At 40.2% G+C, this 15,963-nt stretch carries 19 protein-coding genes; 15 read left to right on the top strand and 4 right to left on the bottom strand.

All coding sequences use genetic code 11. From position 1 onward, the window contains the following. The first annotated feature begins 16 nt into the window (after nt 1–16). From RFW85_RS11190 to RFW85_RS11135, 12 genes are all read left to right on the top strand, one after another. The gene (locus RFW85_RS11190; RefSeq protein ID WP_032054389.1) at nt 17–568 is read left to right on the top strand and encodes a phosphatase PAP2 family protein; all 552 of its coding nucleotides are present in this window, start codon (nt 17–19) and stop codon (nt 566–568) included. A gap of 99 nt (nt 569–667) precedes the next feature. Next, nucleotides 668–868, top strand: coding sequence for a Fe-S cluster assembly protein IscX (iscX, locus tag RFW85_RS11185; protein ID WP_004698764.1), 201 nt, complete (start codon nt 668–670; stop codon nt 866–868). Nucleotides 869–981: 113 nt separating this feature from the next. Continuing rightward, nucleotides 982–1,413, top strand: coding sequence for a nucleoside-diphosphate kinase (gene ndk, locus RFW85_RS11180; RefSeq protein WP_000963851.1), 432 nt, complete (start codon nt 982–984; stop codon nt 1,411–1,413). A 123-nt stretch (nt 1,414–1,536) separates the two neighbouring features. Next, nucleotides 1,537–2,772: a 23S rRNA (adenine(2503)-C(2))-methyltransferase RlmN gene (rlmN, locus tag RFW85_RS11175; protein ID WP_002115097.1), complete on the top strand. Its 1,236-nt coding sequence runs from the start codon at nt 1,537–1,539 to the stop codon at nt 2,770–2,772. Nucleotides 2,773–2,786: 14 nt separating this feature from the next. Further along, complete coding sequence (gene pilW / locus RFW85_RS11170) at nt 2,787–3,587, top strand: type IV pilus biogenesis/stability protein PilW (protein ID WP_216076484.1); 801 nt, start codon at nt 2,787–2,789, stop codon at nt 3,585–3,587. Continuing rightward, nucleotides 3,578–4,369, top strand: a complete 792-nt coding sequence (locus tag RFW85_RS11165; protein ID WP_170247643.1) for a helix-turn-helix domain-containing protein — start codon at nt 3,578–3,580, stop codon at nt 4,367–4,369. The genes pilW and RFW85_RS11165 overlap by 10 nt, the downstream gene beginning before the upstream one ends. A 21-nt stretch (nt 4,370–4,390) precedes the next feature. Next, entirely contained in the window at nt 4,391–5,506 is a 1,116-nt protein-coding gene (ispG, locus tag RFW85_RS11160; protein ID WP_002115078.1) for a flavodoxin-dependent (E)-4-hydroxy-3-methylbut-2-enyl-diphosphate synthase, read from the top strand. Beyond that, nucleotides 5,503–6,795, top strand: a complete 1,293-nt coding sequence (hisS, locus tag RFW85_RS11155) for a histidine--tRNA ligase (protein WP_170247644.1) — start codon at nt 5,503–5,505, stop codon at nt 6,793–6,795. Before ispG ends, hisS begins: the two co-directional genes overlap by 4 nt. A gap of 28 nt (nt 6,796–6,823) precedes the next feature. After that, on the top strand, nt 6,824–7,522 hold the full coding sequence (locus RFW85_RS11150; protein WP_170247645.1) for a tetratricopeptide repeat protein: 699 nt from the start codon (nt 6,824–6,826) through the stop codon (nt 7,520–7,522). Further along, nucleotides 7,522–8,667 (top strand): outer membrane protein assembly factor BamB, encoded by a 1,146-nt coding sequence (bamB, locus tag RFW85_RS11145; RefSeq protein ID WP_017385738.1) that lies wholly within the window; start codon nt 7,522–7,524, stop codon nt 8,665–8,667. Before RFW85_RS11150 ends, bamB begins: the two co-directional genes overlap by 1 nt. A 188-nt stretch (nt 8,668–8,855) precedes the next feature. Next, nucleotides 8,856–10,265 carry a ribosome biogenesis GTPase Der gene (der, locus tag RFW85_RS11140; RefSeq protein ID WP_005066184.1) on the top strand — a complete coding sequence of 470 codons (1,410 nt, stop codon included), beginning with the start codon at nt 8,856–8,858 and terminating at the stop codon, nt 10,263–10,265. A 116-nt stretch (nt 10,266–10,381) separates the two neighbouring features. Then, entirely contained in the window at nt 10,382–11,035 is a 654-nt protein-coding gene (locus RFW85_RS11135; RefSeq protein ID WP_170247646.1) for a 4'-phosphopantetheinyl transferase superfamily protein, read from the top strand. Nucleotides 11,036–11,098: 63 nt separating this feature from the next. On the opposite strand, the gene secB is transcribed toward RFW85_RS11135, so the two are convergent. From secB to rsgA, 4 genes are all read right to left on the bottom strand, one after another. Beyond that, nucleotides 11,099–11,557 (bottom strand): protein-export chaperone SecB, encoded by a 459-nt coding sequence (gene secB / locus RFW85_RS11130; RefSeq protein ID WP_002115005.1) that lies wholly within the window; start codon nt 11,555–11,557, stop codon nt 11,099–11,101. Nucleotides 11,558–11,584: 27 nt separating this feature from the next. Next, nucleotides 11,585–11,842 (bottom strand): glutaredoxin 3, encoded by a 258-nt coding sequence (gene grxC, locus RFW85_RS11125; RefSeq protein WP_002114715.1) that lies wholly within the window; start codon nt 11,840–11,842, stop codon nt 11,585–11,587. 11 nt (nt 11,843–11,853) lie between these two features. Beyond that, nucleotides 11,854–12,270 carry a rhodanese-like domain-containing protein gene (locus RFW85_RS11120; RefSeq protein ID WP_000443006.1) on the bottom strand — a complete coding sequence of 139 codons (417 nt, stop codon included), beginning with the start codon at nt 12,268–12,270 and terminating at the stop codon, nt 11,854–11,856. Between the two features lie 98 nt (nt 12,271–12,368). Next, complete coding sequence (gene rsgA / locus RFW85_RS11115; RefSeq protein ID WP_033849397.1) at nt 12,369–13,430, bottom strand: ribosome small subunit-dependent GTPase A; 1,062 nt, start codon at nt 13,428–13,430, stop codon at nt 12,369–12,371. Between the two features lie 125 nt (nt 13,431–13,555). Between rsgA and orn the strand changes: the two genes are divergently transcribed. From orn to RFW85_RS11100, 3 genes are all read left to right on the top strand, one after another. Continuing rightward, nucleotides 13,556–14,122, top strand: a complete 567-nt coding sequence (orn, locus tag RFW85_RS11110; protein WP_000099436.1) for an oligoribonuclease — start codon at nt 13,556–13,558, stop codon at nt 14,120–14,122. A gap of 153 nt (nt 14,123–14,275) precedes the next feature. Beyond that, the gene (locus RFW85_RS11105) at nt 14,276–15,007 is read left to right on the top strand and encodes a Bax inhibitor-1/YccA family protein (protein WP_170247647.1); all 732 of its coding nucleotides are present in this window, start codon (nt 14,276–14,278) and stop codon (nt 15,005–15,007) included. Between the two features lie 137 nt (nt 15,008–15,144). Further along, nucleotides 15,145–15,948 (top strand): enoyl-ACP reductase, encoded by an 804-nt coding sequence (locus RFW85_RS11100; protein WP_031944198.1) that lies wholly within the window; start codon nt 15,145–15,147, stop codon nt 15,946–15,948. Nucleotides 15,949–15,963: the final 15 nt, after the last annotated feature.

Genomic DNA, 15,963 nt, shown 5'->3' with positions numbered 1-15,963 from the left:
AGATAGGAGAATGACCATGAAATTTAAGAATGCAAAAATAAAAATACTCGATTTAGACTTGAGAGGCTGTTTATATCTGAACAATTTCTCTCACTCACAGCGTGTTGCCCTTTTTTTCAAAATTATCAGTCGTGTTGGTGATGGTCCGTTTTGGTATCTAATGTTGGCAATCGTGTGGGGTATGCAAGGCATTACCTATAGTTTGCAAATCATCTACTTGTTATTAGGTGGTTCTGTCGGCACAGCAATTTATAAATTCTTAAAACATAAAACCACGCGGCCACGTCCTTATCAGGTGCATCAGGTGATTGTGCTCGGTGAAAGACCGCTTGATCATTTTAGTTTTCCATCAGGCCACACACTTCATGCGGTCATGGTGACAATTGTATTGGGTTACATCCAGCCAGTTCTGCTTGCAGCCATGTTCCCATTTATGGTGCTTGTCGCTTTGTCTCGTATGGTACTGGGTCTTCATTACCCAAGTGATGTGATTGTTGGTGCGCTAATTGGTGCAGCGGTCGCGGCTATGATTATTTTTGTGGCGCCATTATTGAACATTGCTTTATAAGCATCGGTAATTTTTATCAGCTTAAGCTATCGATTAGGTTTGTGGATTTGCTAAAGTACACAGTTCGTGATTTAGCAGATTAAACAGATAGGAGCCGCTATGGGCTTACGTTGGACAGATACGATTGATATTGCCATTGAATTGTCAGAAGCACATCCAGAAGTTGATCCGCAATGGATCCGTTTTACCGATTTACATGCATGGGTGTGCGCATTGCCAGACTTCAGCGATGACCCAAATAAATCGACAGAAGGATTGCTAGAAGGCATTCAGATGGCCTGGATAGACGAAGTTCGCTAAAAACAGTAGAAAAAATCGCAACTTTTACACATTCAAAGCTGATTATTGCCTATGACATCGGTATAATGCGGCAAATTTTTTAAAGTTTAAATCTTAAAATAAAGGAGCCACTCATGGCTATTGAACGTACTTTGTCTATCGTAAAACCTGATGCAGTGTCTAAAAACCACATCGGTGAAATTTTTGCTCGTTTTGAAAAAGCGGGTTTAAAAATTGTTGCGACTAAAATGAAACACCTTTCTCAAGCTGATGCTGAAGGTTTCTATGCTGAGCATAAAGAACGTGGTTTCTTTGGTGACTTAGTTGCATTCATGACTTCTGGTCCAGTTGTAGTATCTGTTCTTGAAGGTGAAAACGCAGTTCTTGCACACCGTGAAATCTTAGGTGCTACAAACCCTAAAGAAGCTGCTCCTGGTACTATCCGTGCTGACTTCGCTGTAAGCATCGACGAAAACGCTGCTCACGGTTCTGACTCAGTTGCTTCTGCAGAGCGTGAAATTGCTTACTTCTTTGCTGACAACGAGATCTGCCCACGCACTCGTTAATCGAAAGCATTCAAACCAGATAAGTGGTATACTACTTATCTGGTTTTTTTATTCTCTTAAGAGAATATTGTTTGATTCTTGAACAATATCTTCAGTTTTTTGACATGGTTTAGGTAAATACACATGAGTTCTGCAGTGGTCGTTTCATCTGAAAATCTTGATGGACAGCAGCAATCTTCGTCCACGCCGGTAATCCCTGCTGCCGAAAATAAAGTGAATTTACTCGGCATGTCTCGTCCTGAGTTAGAAAAATTCTTTGAAGATATTGGTGAGAAGAAGTTTCGTGCCGGACAGGTCATGAAATGGATACATCAATACTTTGTTACTGACTTTGCTGAAATGACCAATATTTCAGGCAAACTACGTGCGAAGCTTGAGCAGATTTGTGAAATTAAAGCACCTGAAGTGGTTCACCGTCATTATTCAAAAGATGGTACACGTAAGTGGGTGTTTCGCGTAGGTGAGGGTGCAGGTTCTTTAGTTGAAACTGTATTAATTCCTGCCGAAGATAAAACTGGATTACGTAAAACACTTTGTATTTCCTCTCAAGTGGGCTGTGCATTAGATTGCTCATTTTGTTCAACAGGTAAGCAAGGTTTCCAACGTGATTTAACGCCAGATGAAATTATTGGGCAACTCTGGATGGCAAACTATTCTTATATGGAAGAAGTGCCTGTTGCCGAGCGTGAGCGTTCAGTGACCAATGTCGTGATGATGGGTATGGGTGAGCCATTACTCAACTATGATGCCGTATTAAGCTCAATGCAGATTATGCTTGATGACTTTGCTTATGGCATGTCAAAACGTCGTGTGACTTTATCAACGTCGGGTGTTGTACCGAAAATTGACCAGCTTGCAAAAGACATTGATGTCGCTTTAGCCATTTCTTTACATGCGCCAAACGATGAATTACGTAATGAGCTTGTGCCAATTAATAAAAAATATCCATTGGCTCAGTTAATTGCAGCATGTCAGCGTTATATTGCCAAAGATGGTAATGAAAGTACGCGTAAACATGTAACGATTGAATATGTGATGTTAGAAGGCGTAAATGATCAGCCTGAACATGCACAGCAAATGATTAAATTATTAAAAAATTTACCAAGTAAAATTAACTTGATTCCATTTAACCCGTTCCCTCATGCGCCATATGGTCGCTCAAGCCGAAATCGTATTATCTCGTTCCAAAAAACTTTGTCTGATGCGGGATTTGTGTGTACGATTCGTCAAACACGTGGTGATGATATTGACGCTGCATGTGGGCAGTTAGTGGGTCAAGTGGCTGACAGAACCCGTCGTGCTGAACAGTGGCAGAAAAAAGTCACACAGCGACAAGAGATTTTGCGTACACAAGGATAAATTGAGGGCAGGCTTTGAGTATTCCAAAGTTAAAAACGGTCTTATGTATGGGGATGGCAGTTGCATTTCTGGCAAGTGGTTGTCAGACAACGCATACGCAAAAAAAAGACCCAGAGAAAGCGGTAAAGGTGCGTGCACAACTTGCTGCTGAACATATCCGTTCGGGTGACTTGGACTCAGCAAAGCGAGCTCTTGATCAAGCTTTAAGTGTAGATAGCCGCGATGCTACTGCAAATATGATGATGGGTATTTTGCTACAGCAAGAAGGTAGCAAACCCAATTTAGAAAAAGCAGAACATTATTTCAAACGAGCAATTTCATCTGAACCGGATAATGCTCAAGCACATAATAATTATGGTACTTATTTATATCAAATGGAGCGTTATAATGATGCGGTTGAGCAATTTCGTATTGCTGGTGCAACATTAGGTTATGACCAACGCTATCAGGCATTAGAAAATCTGGGGCGTATTTATTTAAAATTGGGTGATGTTGCGAATGCTGAAAAAACATTCAAACAAGCACTCCTTGCTAACCGTGACTCTTATATTTCAATGTTAGAGTTAGCGGAAATTTTTTATTTGCAGCAGCAGATTCCGGCTGCTACACAAATGTATGAGCAATATGTTCGTACAGTGGGGCAGAAAAATCAGGGTGCAAGAGCACTTTGGATTGGTGTAAGAGTGGCTCGAGCCAATGCGGATAAAATGGGAATGCAAGTGTTAGTAAACCAGTTACGTGCTTTGTTCCCGGAAAGTCCAGAATATCAACGTTATTTGCAATTACAGTATAGTACTGAGGCCGTATGGAAATAAATCCTAATTCACAGCAGCCAACTGGCTCAAGCTTACCGACTTCTGCTTTAGGAAATATTCAACGTCCTGGTGAGTATTTACGTCAAATTCGAGTTGCTCAGAATAAAGAGTTAGGGCAAGTTTCTTCAGATTTAAATATGCCGGTTAAGACCTTGACCGCTTTAGAGCAAGATGACTATAAATCATTGCCGGAAGCGACTTTCATTAAGGGTTATTACCGTTCATATGCAAAATATTTAAATACGGACGCGACGGCAATTATTCAGCGTTTCGATGAGATTTATGCAAATGATACTGGGCTGTTACCAAATCATGCCTTAAATAATTCGCCAATTAAAATCATGGGTAAACTCCCGGGTTCTAATAGTGATCGTAATAAGAAATGGTTAAAGCGCGCACTTCTTGCTGTTGTAATTCTTGCTGTTGTGTCATTGCTTGTTATGGGTGTCCAAAAATGGACTTCAAACAAAGAAGATGCTGATTTACCTAAAGTAAATCAATCGAATGTTGAAGTTTTACCTGTGCAAGGGGCTACCATCTCAACAGTGGGTGACCAATTGGTGTTAAACTTTAACCGACCAACTTCTGTTCATATTGTTGATGCAACAGGTAAAGTTTTGGCGACAGGTCGTCAGTCATCAACTTTAAGTTTAAATGGTGAGTCTCCATTTCAGATTCGTCTTGATGATGCAACAGCTGTGTCATTAAGTCTAAACCAAGAACAGATTTCATTGTCTCCATATACGGTAAACGGTAAAGCAGAATTCCGTTTATCCCGCTAATACCATGAGTTGAGCGATACAATGATAGAGAACCCAATTAAACGTCGACCAACACGCAAAATCCGTGTTGGTTCGGTGTATGTCGGTGGCGATGCACCTATTAGTGTGCAAAGTATGACAAATACCGAAACTTGCGATGTCGATGCAACCGTTGCTCAAATTGAGCGTTGCGTTGATGCAGGTGCTGATATTATGCGTGTTTCGGTCCCATCTATGGAGGCTGCTGAGGCATTTGGCGCGATCCGTAAACGTGTTTCAGTTCCATTAGTGGCTGATATTCACTTTGACCATAGAATTGCTCTAGCTGTTGCAGATTATGGTGCAGACTGTTTACGTATTAACCCAGGTAATATCGGCTCAGATCAGAAAGTGCGTGAAGTCGTTGCTGCGGCGCGTCATCATGGCATTTCTATGCGTATTGGGGTCAATGCGGGTTCTCTAGAAAAAGATTTACAAAAGAAATATGGCGAACCTACTGGTGAGGCGCTGCTCGAATCAGCACTACGTCATATTGATATTTTAGATCGTCTCAACTTCCATGAATTTAAAGTCAGCGTAAAAGCATCAAATGTGTTTTTAACCATGGATGCTTATCGTTTACTCTCAAAACAAATTGATAACCCCTTACATTTAGGTGTGACTGAAGCTGGTATTTACCGTACAGGTACTGTGAAGTCAGCGATTGCCCTTGGCGGATTGTTGATGGAGGGTATTGGCGATACGATGCGTATTTCGCTTGCAGCCGAACCGGAAGATGAAATCAAGATTGGTTTTGATATTTTAAAGTCGCTAGGGCTTCGCTCTAACGGGATTAACTTTATTGCTTGCCCAAGTTGCTCTCGCCAAGAATTTAATGTTATTCAGGTAATGCAAGCATTGGAAGAGCGTTTAGAAGATATTCGTACTCCAATGGATGTGTCGGTAATTGGCTGTAAAGTAAATGGTCCGGGTGAAGCAAAAGAAGCTGACATCGGGGTTGTTGGGGCTGCGCCTCGCTCATTGGTTTATCGTAATGGTGAAAAAAGCCATTTAATCGATACCGATCAATTGGTTGATGAAATCGAAACAATGGTTCGTCAACGTGTCCAAGAGCTTGAAGAAGCTAAATCTAAAGAAATTATTCGTAGTTCATCATGAGTTCAATCGTCGCAATCAAAGGTTTTAATGACATCTTGCCAACGCAAACAGTAGCGTGGAGACGTCTCGAGCAACATTTAGCATCTTTAATGGATGCTTATGGATATCAACAAATTCGTTTGCCGATCGTTGAACAAACGGGCTTGTTTAAACGTGCTATTGGTGATGCTACCGATATTGTTGAAAAAGAAATGTATACCTTTTTCGATAAAGGCAATCCACCAGAGTCATTAACCTTACGTCCGGAGGGTACAGCAGGTTGTGTTCGTGCTTTGGTAGAACATAATTTGTTGCGCGGTGCTACGCCACGCGTGTGGTATATGGGACCTATGTTCCGTTATGAGAAGCCACAAAAAGGACGTTACCGTCAGTTCCACCAATTTGGTGTAGAAACTTTCGGTGTTGCGACTCCTGATATTGAAGCTGAAGTTATCTTGATGACAGCTCGCTTATGGAAACGTATGGGCGTTGATCACATGGTTCAACTTGAGTTGAATACTTTGGGTGAAAAAGATGAGCGTACAGAGTATCGTAATGCTTTAGTTGCGTTTTTAAACGAGCATAAAGATGCGTTGGATGAAGACTCACAGCGTCGTTTAACAACAAATCCATTACGTATTTTAGATTCTAAAATTGAATCGACTCAGAAAATTCTAGAAAATGCGCCGAAATTATATGACTTTTTGAAAGAAGATAGTTTAAGTCACTTCCAACAATTACAAGATTGTTTGACTGCTGCGGGTGTTAAATTTGTCATTAATCAAAAATTGGTGCGTGGTCTGGACTATTACAACAAAACCGTTTTTGAATGGACAACAACTGCACTTGGTTCGCAAGGTACTGTGTGTGGCGGTGGTCGCTACGACGGTTTAGTTGGTCAGCTAAAAGGTAAGCCGGATCAATCTGTACCTGCTGTTGGCTTTGGGATGGGGATGGAGCGCTTATTGCTTCTGGTTGAGCAGGTTGAACAGGCTCAAGTTATTCGTGATTGTGAAGTCTTCTTGGTTGCAGAACCTGCTTATCAAACTAAAGCTTTGATTTTAGCGGAGCAATTACGTGACCAGTTAGAAGCTGCAAATAGCAGTATTCGAATCAAAACAGGTTCACAAGGCAGCATGAAGAGTCAGATGAAAAAAGCTGATCAGGCTGGGGCTGTTTACGCCATGATTTTAGGTGAGCGTGAATGGGAAGCACAGCAGCTTGCTATCAAAGAGTTAGCAACAGCTGAGCAATCTCAAGTTGCGCTGGCTGAGCTTGTACCATTCTTAATCGAAAAATTTACAAAATAAACTGAAACATCTGGAAAAGGACAATCACATGAGCTTAAGTGATGAAGAACAATTCGACAGCTTAAAGTCGTTCGCCAAAAAATATGGTTCTGCCATGATTAGCGGGATTCTCATTGCATTGATTGCCTTTTTTGGGTGGGAATACTGGCAAAAAAGAAATCTTGCGAGCAGCCAGACAGAAACTGCAAAAGTACAGCAGTTAATGGATGAAGCAAATGCAAGTGCTGATAATCCTAATGCCTTAAGTTCGGTAACAGCATCGGCAGATAAAATCGTAAAAGATGATATCGATTCTGTTCAGGCGATACAGACTCAGTTTGTATTAGCAAAATTAGCTTATGAAAAACAAGACTATGCTGCTGCTGAAAAAGCATTGAAGAAAGTCGAAAATTCAAAAGTAAAAGATGAAGGTTTGATTCAGGTTGTAAAATTGCGTTTAGCAGATGCACAATTGGCGCAAAACAAATATGATGAAGCACTGAAAACTTTGTCTGGTAACGTCGATCCTGCGTTTAAAGCAACAGTAGAAGAGTTACGTGGCGATATCTTTGTTGCTAAGAAAGATATTGATTCTGCTAAAAAAGCGTATCAAGCTGCATGGGATTCGTTACTGGAACGTAAACAAGAACGACAAATTTTACAAATTAAACTCGAAAGTGTTGGCGTTTTAGTTGAAGATCCACAGATTGAGCGCCCAATTTTGGAAACACAGGTGGAAGAGTCTTAATGAATCAGAAATTCAAACTGCCTTTGGCAATTGCAATCGCATCAGCTGTACTGGTGGGATGTTCTAGCAACAAAGTAAAAGAAGCAAAACCAAATCCACTACCGAAATTGACTGAGTCGAAAAAGACTCTAGTACCCGTGTTTTCGCGCAGTGTTTCTTCTACAGATAAGGCAGATCCGTTACGTTTGCAGCTTGATGCAAGTGAGGGCGTGGTCTTTACGCTTGACCCAAAAGGTGAGGTCGCTGCATATCGTGGCAAGCAACGCATTTGGGAGAAAAAAGTCAGCAAATTAGGCTTGAGCTCTGGAGTGGAAGCTGCTGAGGGAATTGTTGTTGTTGGTAATAGTAAAGGCCAACTTTTTGCTTTAGATCAGGCAACAGGTGAACAAAAGTGGACTGCGCAGTTATCTGGTGCACTATTAAGTCCTTCTTTAGTTCAGTCTGGACGCGTGATTACGATTGCAAACGACGGTACTGTATTTGCGCATGATGCTGCTTCAGGCCAGCAAGTTTGGGCTTATAAATTACCAAATGTCCAATTTAGTTTACGTGGTCAAGCATCACCTGTGAGCCTTGACCCACGTACCGTATTAATCGCATCTGCGAATGCTTATGTTTATGCAATTGATACAATTAGTGGTATTCCACGTTTCCAACGTCGTGTTGCGGTAAGTGAAGGTCGTTCTGATATTCAACGTTTGATTGATATCGATGGCGATCCTACTGTTGCTGGACAGTTTATGGTAACTACTAGTTTCCAAGGACAAGTGACTGTAACGGATCTAGCTTCTCAACGTGTAGTTTGGAGTGAAGATTCAAGCAGCACAAAGCGTCCGGAAGTTTATGACAATAAAGTATTTGTTTCATCAACTGATGGTAAGTTAACTGCTTATGATTTAACGACAGGCGAACAAGTTTGGCAAAATGATAGTTTATTAAACCGTCATTTAAGTAACCCTGTTGTGTTGGGATCGGACCTTATTGTTGGTGATTTAGATGGCGTATTACATCTTGTTGATCCTGCAACAGGTAAGCTGATTGGTCGTTCAAAAACAAGTGGTGAGGTCAATACATTACGTGTTATTGAGAACCAACTTTACGTTTCGACCAGAAAAGGCGATTTAAGTATTTGGCAGAATCGTTAATTTCGTTTGCTTGTGCTAAAATAGCCGCTTAACAAATTACGCTGTTAAAAAATATCGGGGTGTTTGAATTAAATCAGTTCAAAGCCCCGTCTTTTATTATGGTCATATCTGACCTTAAAATATATCTCCTGTATTGTTTCTAATGCTCATGCCATGAGATATGGCTGGTCTTGAATTAAGGTTATTGTATGAAACCCGTTATTGCGCTCATTGGTCGTCCGAATGTCGGAAAATCAACGTTATTTAACCAGATTACCAAGAGTCGTGATGCACTTGTAGCCGACTTCGCGGGTCTGACTCGTGACCGTAAATATGGTGATGCGACTTATCAAAATAAGTCTTTCATTGTTGTTGATACTGGTGGTATCGGTGAGAGCGAAGGCGGTATCGATAACTACATGGCCGAGCAGTCAAAAACAGCGATCAACGAAGCAGATATTATTATTTTTGTGGTTGATGCTCGTGCTGGATTGTTAGCTTCTGATGAGCAAATTGCTCGTGAACTACGTACTTTAGGCAAGAAAATTTATCTTGTTGCGAACAAGGTAGATGGTGTTCATGCTGAAGCAGCTTTGGTTGAGTTCTACAAACTTGGTATGGGTGAACCATTACAAGTTGCCGCTAGCCATGGTCGTGGTGTACAGCAAATGCTGGAAGATGTACTTGCAGAAGTTCCAGAAGATGAAAATCCAGAAGAGCATGACAAAGATACTGGTTTACGTTTAGCAATTATTGGTCGTCCTAACGTTGGTAAGTCAACACTGGTCAACCGTTTGCTTGGTGAAGACCGTGTGGTGGCATTTGACCAACCAGGAACAACTCGTGACTCTATTTACATTCCTTTTGAGCGTGAAGGACGTAAATACACTTTAATTGATACAGCAGGTGTGCGTCGTAAAGGTAAAGTTGATGAAATGATTGAGAAGTTCTCAATTGTTAAAACTTTGCAAGCCATGAAAGATGCACATGTTGTAGTGGTTGTAGTCGATGCGCGTGAAGGTATTGTTGAGCAAGACTTACATTTAATTGGCTATGCACTTGAAGCTGGTCGTGCCATGGTTATTGCCATCAACAAATGGGATAACATGTCTGAATACGACCGCAAGCAATGTAAGCTTGATGTTGAGCGTCGTTTTGACTTTATTCCATGGGCAAAAATCCATTTAATTTCTGCTTTACATGGAACTGGGGTAGGTGATTTATATCCTTCTATCCACCGTGCTTACGAGTCTGCGAACTTAAAAGTATCACCAGCTAAATTGACTCAAATTTTGAGTGATGCGACAGAAGCTCATCAACCGCCAATGATTAGCGGTCGTCGTATTAAAATGCGTTATGCGCATATGGGTGGACAGAACCCACCGACTATCGTCATCCATGGTAATAAGGTTGATAAGACACCTGCCGATTATCGCCGTTACTTAGAAAACGTGTTCCGTAAAGTATATAAACTTGAAGGTACGCCAGTTCGTATTGACTTTAAAACTTCTGAAAACCCATTTGAAGGTCGTAAGAGTCAGGTTGATGAACGTACTGCTGCACGTCGTCGTCGTTATATTCAGAAATTTAAGAAAGCAGAGAAAAAATTTAACCGTTAAGTTTTTTAATGTCCAAAAACCCAAAGTTTTCTTTGGGTTTTTTATTTTATTAGCTAATAATTTATAGGCACGTTGTTAATTTTAGCTTTGAGTTATGAAGGGTTCGGATTAATAGGATGAATAGTAAATATATAGATGTTTATATAGTAAAACTTAATAAGTTTTTAAATAAAGAACAACAAGATTTTCCCGACTTCCGTACATTTAATCATTATAAAAAACAACAAATACAGAATGTTAAAAATAAACTGATTGCAGAGAAACTACAACTCACTTCAACGGAGTTAGAGTTTGCCAAGCATGAACATGGTAAACCTTATTTATTGAATCACACTTTGCATTTTAATCACTCACATAGCCAACAATACTACGCTTTAGCCATGAGCGAACATGTTAAAGATATTGGTGTGGATGTTGAGGAACTTGATCGGAATGTACGCCTAGATGCTCTAGCAAAACATGCCTTTCATCCCGATGAATATGAAACATGGCTAAGCTTAGAACAAGATAGAGAATATTGGTTCAAAGTCTGGACCATTAAAGAAGCTGTTTTAAAAGCCTCAGGACTAGGTATACGTTTAGATTTAAATACGTTAAATACTCAGGCACATCCTACAGATCAGGGAGGAGTCTGTTCTCATCCACTGAATGGTACATTTGCTTATCAAAATTTTATTGCTGGCAATATGATATTAACCGTAGCATGGCGTTCAGAGTTATCTTGCCGTGGCTTCCAGTTTCCGTCTATTCAGCTTCACTCACTAATCTAAATAGCACACATAAAAAAACCGCGTAATACGCGGTTTTTTTATTAAAAGGAGAAGCTAAAAAAATTAAGCTTGACCTTCAACAGCAGCAGCTTGAGCACGTTGCATATTAGCTTCAAACTCTGCATCAAAGTTGATTGGAGTAAGAAGTAACTGTGGGAAGCTACCTTTAGTTACTAAATCATTTACAGCTTCACGTAAGAACGGGAACAAAATATTTGGGCAGTATGCGCCTAAAATATAAGGTAAACGCTCTTCTTCAATGTTGTCGATCAAGAAAATACCTGATTGAGTTACATCTACAATGAACGCTGTTTCGTTGTCGTTATCGGCTTGTACCACAACTTTTAAAGAAACTTCAAAGTGAGTTGGGTCAATCTTTTCTGCAGCAGAAGAAAGATTGATATTAAGTTCGGGTTGCCATTGTTTAGTAAAAACCTGCGCCCCTGGAACCTCAAAAGAAATATCTTTTGTATAAATACGCTCTAAAGCTAATTGTGGTTGAACTTGTTGTTCTTCGCTCATTGTTTTTTCCTTAATATGGATGCGATGTTAAGCCAATAATTCGTCGAGTTTACCTTCACGCTCTAAAGCATAAAGTTGGTCAAAACCACCGATAAACTGATCGTTAATGAAAATTTGTGGGACAGTACGATGATTTGTGCGTTGCATTAATTCAACACGTACTTCTGGTGCTTCAACAGAAAGATTTACTTCTTTATAAGCAACACCTTTACGCTCAAGTAACTGTTTAGCACGAACACAATACGGGCATACAGAAGTTGAGTAAACAATGACATTTGCAGCCATGATAATTCTCCTTAAGCTTTTGGTTTGCTTTTAACAAGAGGTAAGCCTTGTGCTTTCCAGTTACTGATACCACCATCAAGACGATAGCTATCGTGGTGAGCAACTTTTTGCAAAGCACTTCCAGCAACTTGCCCCAAGTTGCAAATAAATACCAATGGACGGTCACTTGCTTTTAATTCGTCAGCATGACTTGCGATTTGGCTATATGGAATATTGCGACTGCCACTAATGTGACCTTCGCGGAAATCTTTGCTATCGCGTAAGTCAATCAAAAGAGCATTTTTCGCTTTCACTAAAATACCAAGCGACTGTGGAGAAATTTTACGACCATTACGTTGACCTTCAAAAATGAAGAACAACACGATCAAGACTCCGAGCGTACCAAACAAAATGGGGTGATTCCCCATAAACTCTAACCAGCGTTCCACAAGTCACCTAAAAAAATTAAAAAACAAAATTGACCTAGAGTATAGCGTATATAGATGGTGATCAAAATCACCACTTCAAGGGCAAATAGGGCAGAAAATCAGTTTTTTTGCTGCGCTTCTTGAATCTCATCGATTAAACGCAAAAAGCTATCTAGTCGTCGTGGCAAAATTTCACCCGCTTCAACGGCCTGTTTAAGCCCACAATTCTTTTCATGAGTATGTGTGCAATTACGGAATTGGCAAGATCCTAGATGTGCTGCAATGTCAGGAAAGCCCATACGAATTTTTTCTAAATCGAGATGCCAAAGCCCAAACTCACGAATTCCCGGAGAATCAATTAAGGCACCATTTTTACCGAAGTTGATTAAGCGCGTAGAGGTTGTCGTATGTTGTCCAAGTGCAGAGTTTTCAGAAATAACATTAGTTTTTTGCTCTGCATCTGGAATGAGCACATTAATTAAAGAGCTTTTTCCTACACCTGATTGCCCTACAAATGCTACGGTTTCACCATCTAAACGCTCAGATAAAGCAGAGATATCTCCCTTCTTGGACTGACAAATCATCACCTCATAACCCAACGTTTTATATTCTTCTAATAGGGTAAGAATTGGGTCATTTTCAGTGAGTAAATCAGACTTATTGAGGACCAAAAGAGCGGGAATGTTTGCATCTGCACAAGCAACTAAATATCGATCGATGAGCGTTGGAGCGGGTTCAGGAAGCGGTGAAAATACAATCACAATCAAACTGATATTTGCGGCCACTGGTTTAACTTTGTGATAGCGGTCAGGGCGGGTAAGTAAAGATGTACGTGGGTGAATGGCTGTAATAATGCCTAAACCCGTATTTGGGTCTGCCTGCCATTTAACACGATCACCAGTTACAAGTAACTCAAGATTAGTTCGAGTATGGCAACGCCAAACACTATCGAGCTCGATCGGCTTCCAGAATGGTTCTGGTTCTCCTTCGGCAACTTGTGGTTTTTCTGGGTGATGTTCAGGCACAGAGAGGGCTTGTACTTCAAGTTGACGGCCATAATGTTGTACAACGAGTCCGTCTAGATCCTGTGAAGTATCGATCTCTTCTTGGCGAGTTTTATGCTGTTTTTCAATACGACGTTGCTGTTGTTCAGTTAAACGACGCTTACGAATTAAAGCCATTCATATCCCAAAAAAACCATTGTTTGAAGACCGCAAAAATAGCATGAAGCAGCTATAGAATTACAGCGCGGAAGCAAGAAATTTGCTACTATTGATGTTTTTACGGCATTTTAGAACGTACATTCATGAGCAGTACTTTAAATACACGATTAATTTGGATTGATCTGGAAATGACCGGATTAGATACCGATAATGATCAAATTATTGAAATCGCAACAATTATTACAGATGATCATTTAAATGTACTTGCCGAAGGTCCAGTTTTGGCTATTCATCAACCTGATCGTATTTTAAATGCAATGGATGAATGGAACACTCGTCAACATGGGCAGTCTGGTCTGATTGAACGAGTTCGTCGCAGTAAGTTAACAGCCCGTGATGCTGAGTTACAAACTTTAGAATTCCTAAAAAAATGGGTGAATCCAAAAGTTTCACCAATGTGCGGCAATTCAATCTGTCAGGATCGCCGTTTCTTACACCGTCTTATGCCTGAACTTGAGCAGTATTTCCACTATCGTAATCTTGATGTATCTACGGTAAAAGAGCTTTCAAAACGCTGGCGCCCTGAAATTATGAGTGGCCTGAAAAAGAATGCATCTCATTTGGCAATGGATGATATTCGTGACTCAATTTCAGAGTTGAAATATTACCGCGAATATTTCTTTATTATGAATACTGATGGTAAAGATTGATTACATTGTAGACGTGATATGAAAGGAGGCTTATGCCTCCTTTTTTATTGTATAAAGGACATTGTTACAATAATGCCGATCGCCTGATTTGGCTTTCATATTCATTTTGCTTAAAATGATGTTTTAAATTTTTATTATAAAAAGAGAGCATTTATGCAAAGTAATAACCCGATACTGACTCGCGTTGAAACGGTCAGTGACTATAGTCAACCGATGACTGTGCAAGGTGCGATTCAAAAATCTGTTATGTTGACGGTCATTGCAGCTGCGGTGGGTGTCGCTTTATTTTTCTATGCAGCCTTTACTGTAAATGTTGGTATTGCTTACGCAGCTTCAATTGTGGGTGCAATCGGTGGCTTGGTTTTAGCTTTAATTACAACCTTTAAACCAACGACTGCGCCAACATTGGCAATTCCGTATGCCTTATTTGAAGGGGCTTTTTTAGGTGGTATTTCGTTTACTTTCCAGTTGAAATACCCAGGTGTTCCACTTCAGGCTTTATTAGCGACCTTTGTCACCACTTTGGTGATGTTTGGTTTATATAAATTCCAAATTATCCGCGCAACTGAAAAGTTTAAGTCAGTTGTAATCTCTGCATCTTTGGCAATCTTTATTGTATTTATCGTGCAGATGGTCATGCGTTTAGCTTTTGGTTCAAGCGTTCCTTATATTTTTGAAAGTAACTGGTTAGGTATTGGTTTTGCTGCATTTGTCGCTGTCATTGCTTCACTTAACCTGATTTTAGATTTTGATTTAATTGAAACTAATGCAGCTTATCGTGCACCAAAATTCATGGAATGGTTGTGTGGTATCGCATTACTTGCAACTTTAGTGTGGATGTATATTTCTTTCTTACGTTTACTAGGCTTACTGTCTGACGACTAAGATTGAATTCATCTAGAAGTCGCTCCTTATCAGGAGCGATTTTTTTTCGTGCGATTTTTGAAAAAAGATGCATTATGCAATTTCGAAAACCGCCGAATATTGGCATTATGCTTGAAATTGTTTTGAGTGAGATCGGCATGACACAAGGACTTTTAGCAGGTAAGCGCTTTTTGATTGCAGGCGTTGCTAGTAAATTATCAATTGCTTTTGGTATTGCCCAAGCATTACATCGTGAAGGTGCAGAGCTTGCGTTTACTTATCCAAACGAAAAATTAAAAAAACGTGTGGATGAATTTGCTGAGCAATTCGGTTCTAAGCTTGTGTTTCCATGTGATGTTGCTGTTGATGCTGAAATTGATAATGCATTTGCAGAACTTGCAAAACATTGGGATGGTGTAGACGGTGTTGTACACTCAATTGGCTTCGCACCTGCACATACACTTGATGGTGATTTTACTGACGTGACTGACCGTGAAGGTTTTAAAGTTGCTCATGACATCAGTGCATACAGCTTTGTTGCAATGGCACGTGCTGCAAAACCTCTATTACAAGCTCGTCAAGGTTGTTTATTGACTTTGACTTACCAAGGTTCTGAGCGTGTTATGCCTAACTATAACGTTATGGGTATGGCAAAAGCGTCTTTAGAAGCTGGTGTTCGCTATTTAGCATCAAGCCTTGGCGTTGATGGTATCCGTGTAAACGCGATTTCTGCGGGTCCAATCCGTACTTTGGCTGCTTCTGGTATTAAATCTTTCCGTAAAATGTTAGATGCTAATGAAAAAGTTGCGCCATTAAAACGTAACGTAACCATTGAAGAAGTAGGTAACGCAGCATTATTCCTATGCTCACCTTGGGCTTCAGGTATTACTGGTGAAATTCTATATGTGGATGCTGGTTTCAATACTGTAGGTATGAGCCAATCTATGATGGATGATGAATAAGTTTCGAAATTTATT

It is taken from the genome of Acinetobacter sp. 12966, assembly GCF_031196995.1.
GTDB classification, from domain to species: Bacteria; Pseudomonadota; Gammaproteobacteria; order Pseudomonadales; family Moraxellaceae; genus Acinetobacter; species Acinetobacter geminorum.
Note: the sequence above shows the minus strand (reverse complement) of the source record. Positions and strands in the feature narration are given on the sequence as shown.

Excerpts from the sequence above, each read along its gene's own strand:
- bamB (WP_017385738.1), top strand. The coding sequence starts at position 7,522 with ATGAATCAGAAATTCAAACTGCCTTTGGCAATTGCAATCGCATCAGCT.
- RFW85_RS11105 (WP_170247647.1), top strand. The coding sequence starts at position 14,276 with ATGCAAAGTAATAACCCGATACTGACTCGCGTTGAAACGGTCAGTGAC.
- rlmN (WP_002115097.1), top strand. The coding sequence starts at position 1,537 with ATGAGTTCTGCAGTGGTCGTTTCATCTGAAAATCTTGATGGACAGCAG.
- der (WP_005066184.1), top strand. The coding sequence starts at position 8,856 with ATGAAACCCGTTATTGCGCTCATTGGTCGTCCGAATGTCGGAAAATCA.
- RFW85_RS11165 (WP_170247643.1), top strand. The coding sequence starts at position 3,578 with ATGGAAATAAATCCTAATTCACAGCAGCCAACTGGCTCAAGCTTACCG.
- orn (WP_000099436.1), top strand. The coding sequence starts at position 13,556 with ATGAGCAGTACTTTAAATACACGATTAATTTGGATTGATCTGGAAATG.
- RFW85_RS11190 (WP_032054389.1), top strand. The coding sequence starts at position 17 with ATGAAATTTAAGAATGCAAAAATAAAAATACTCGATTTAGACTTGAGA.
- RFW85_RS11150 (WP_170247645.1), top strand. The coding sequence starts at position 6,824 with ATGAGCTTAAGTGATGAAGAACAATTCGACAGCTTAAAGTCGTTCGCC.
- iscX (WP_004698764.1), top strand. The coding sequence starts at position 668 with ATGGGCTTACGTTGGACAGATACGATTGATATTGCCATTGAATTGTCA.
- secB (WP_002115005.1), bottom strand. The coding sequence starts at position 11,557 with ATGAGCGAAGAACAACAAGTTCAACCACAATTAGCTTTAGAGCGTATT.
- ispG (WP_002115078.1), top strand. The coding sequence starts at position 4,391 with ATGATAGAGAACCCAATTAAACGTCGACCAACACGCAAAATCCGTGTT.
- RFW85_RS11135 (WP_170247646.1), top strand. The coding sequence starts at position 10,382 with ATGAATAGTAAATATATAGATGTTTATATAGTAAAACTTAATAAGTTT.
- ndk (WP_000963851.1), top strand. The coding sequence starts at position 982 with ATGGCTATTGAACGTACTTTGTCTATCGTAAAACCTGATGCAGTGTCT.
- hisS (WP_170247644.1), top strand. The coding sequence starts at position 5,503 with ATGAGTTCAATCGTCGCAATCAAAGGTTTTAATGACATCTTGCCAACG.
- RFW85_RS11100 (WP_031944198.1), top strand. The coding sequence starts at position 15,145 with ATGACACAAGGACTTTTAGCAGGTAAGCGCTTTTTGATTGCAGGCGTT.
- grxC (WP_002114715.1), bottom strand. The coding sequence starts at position 11,842 with ATGGCTGCAAATGTCATTGTTTACTCAACTTCTGTATGCCCGTATTGT.
- rsgA (WP_033849397.1), bottom strand. The coding sequence starts at position 13,430 with ATGGCTTTAATTCGTAAGCGTCGTTTAACTGAACAACAGCAACGTCGT.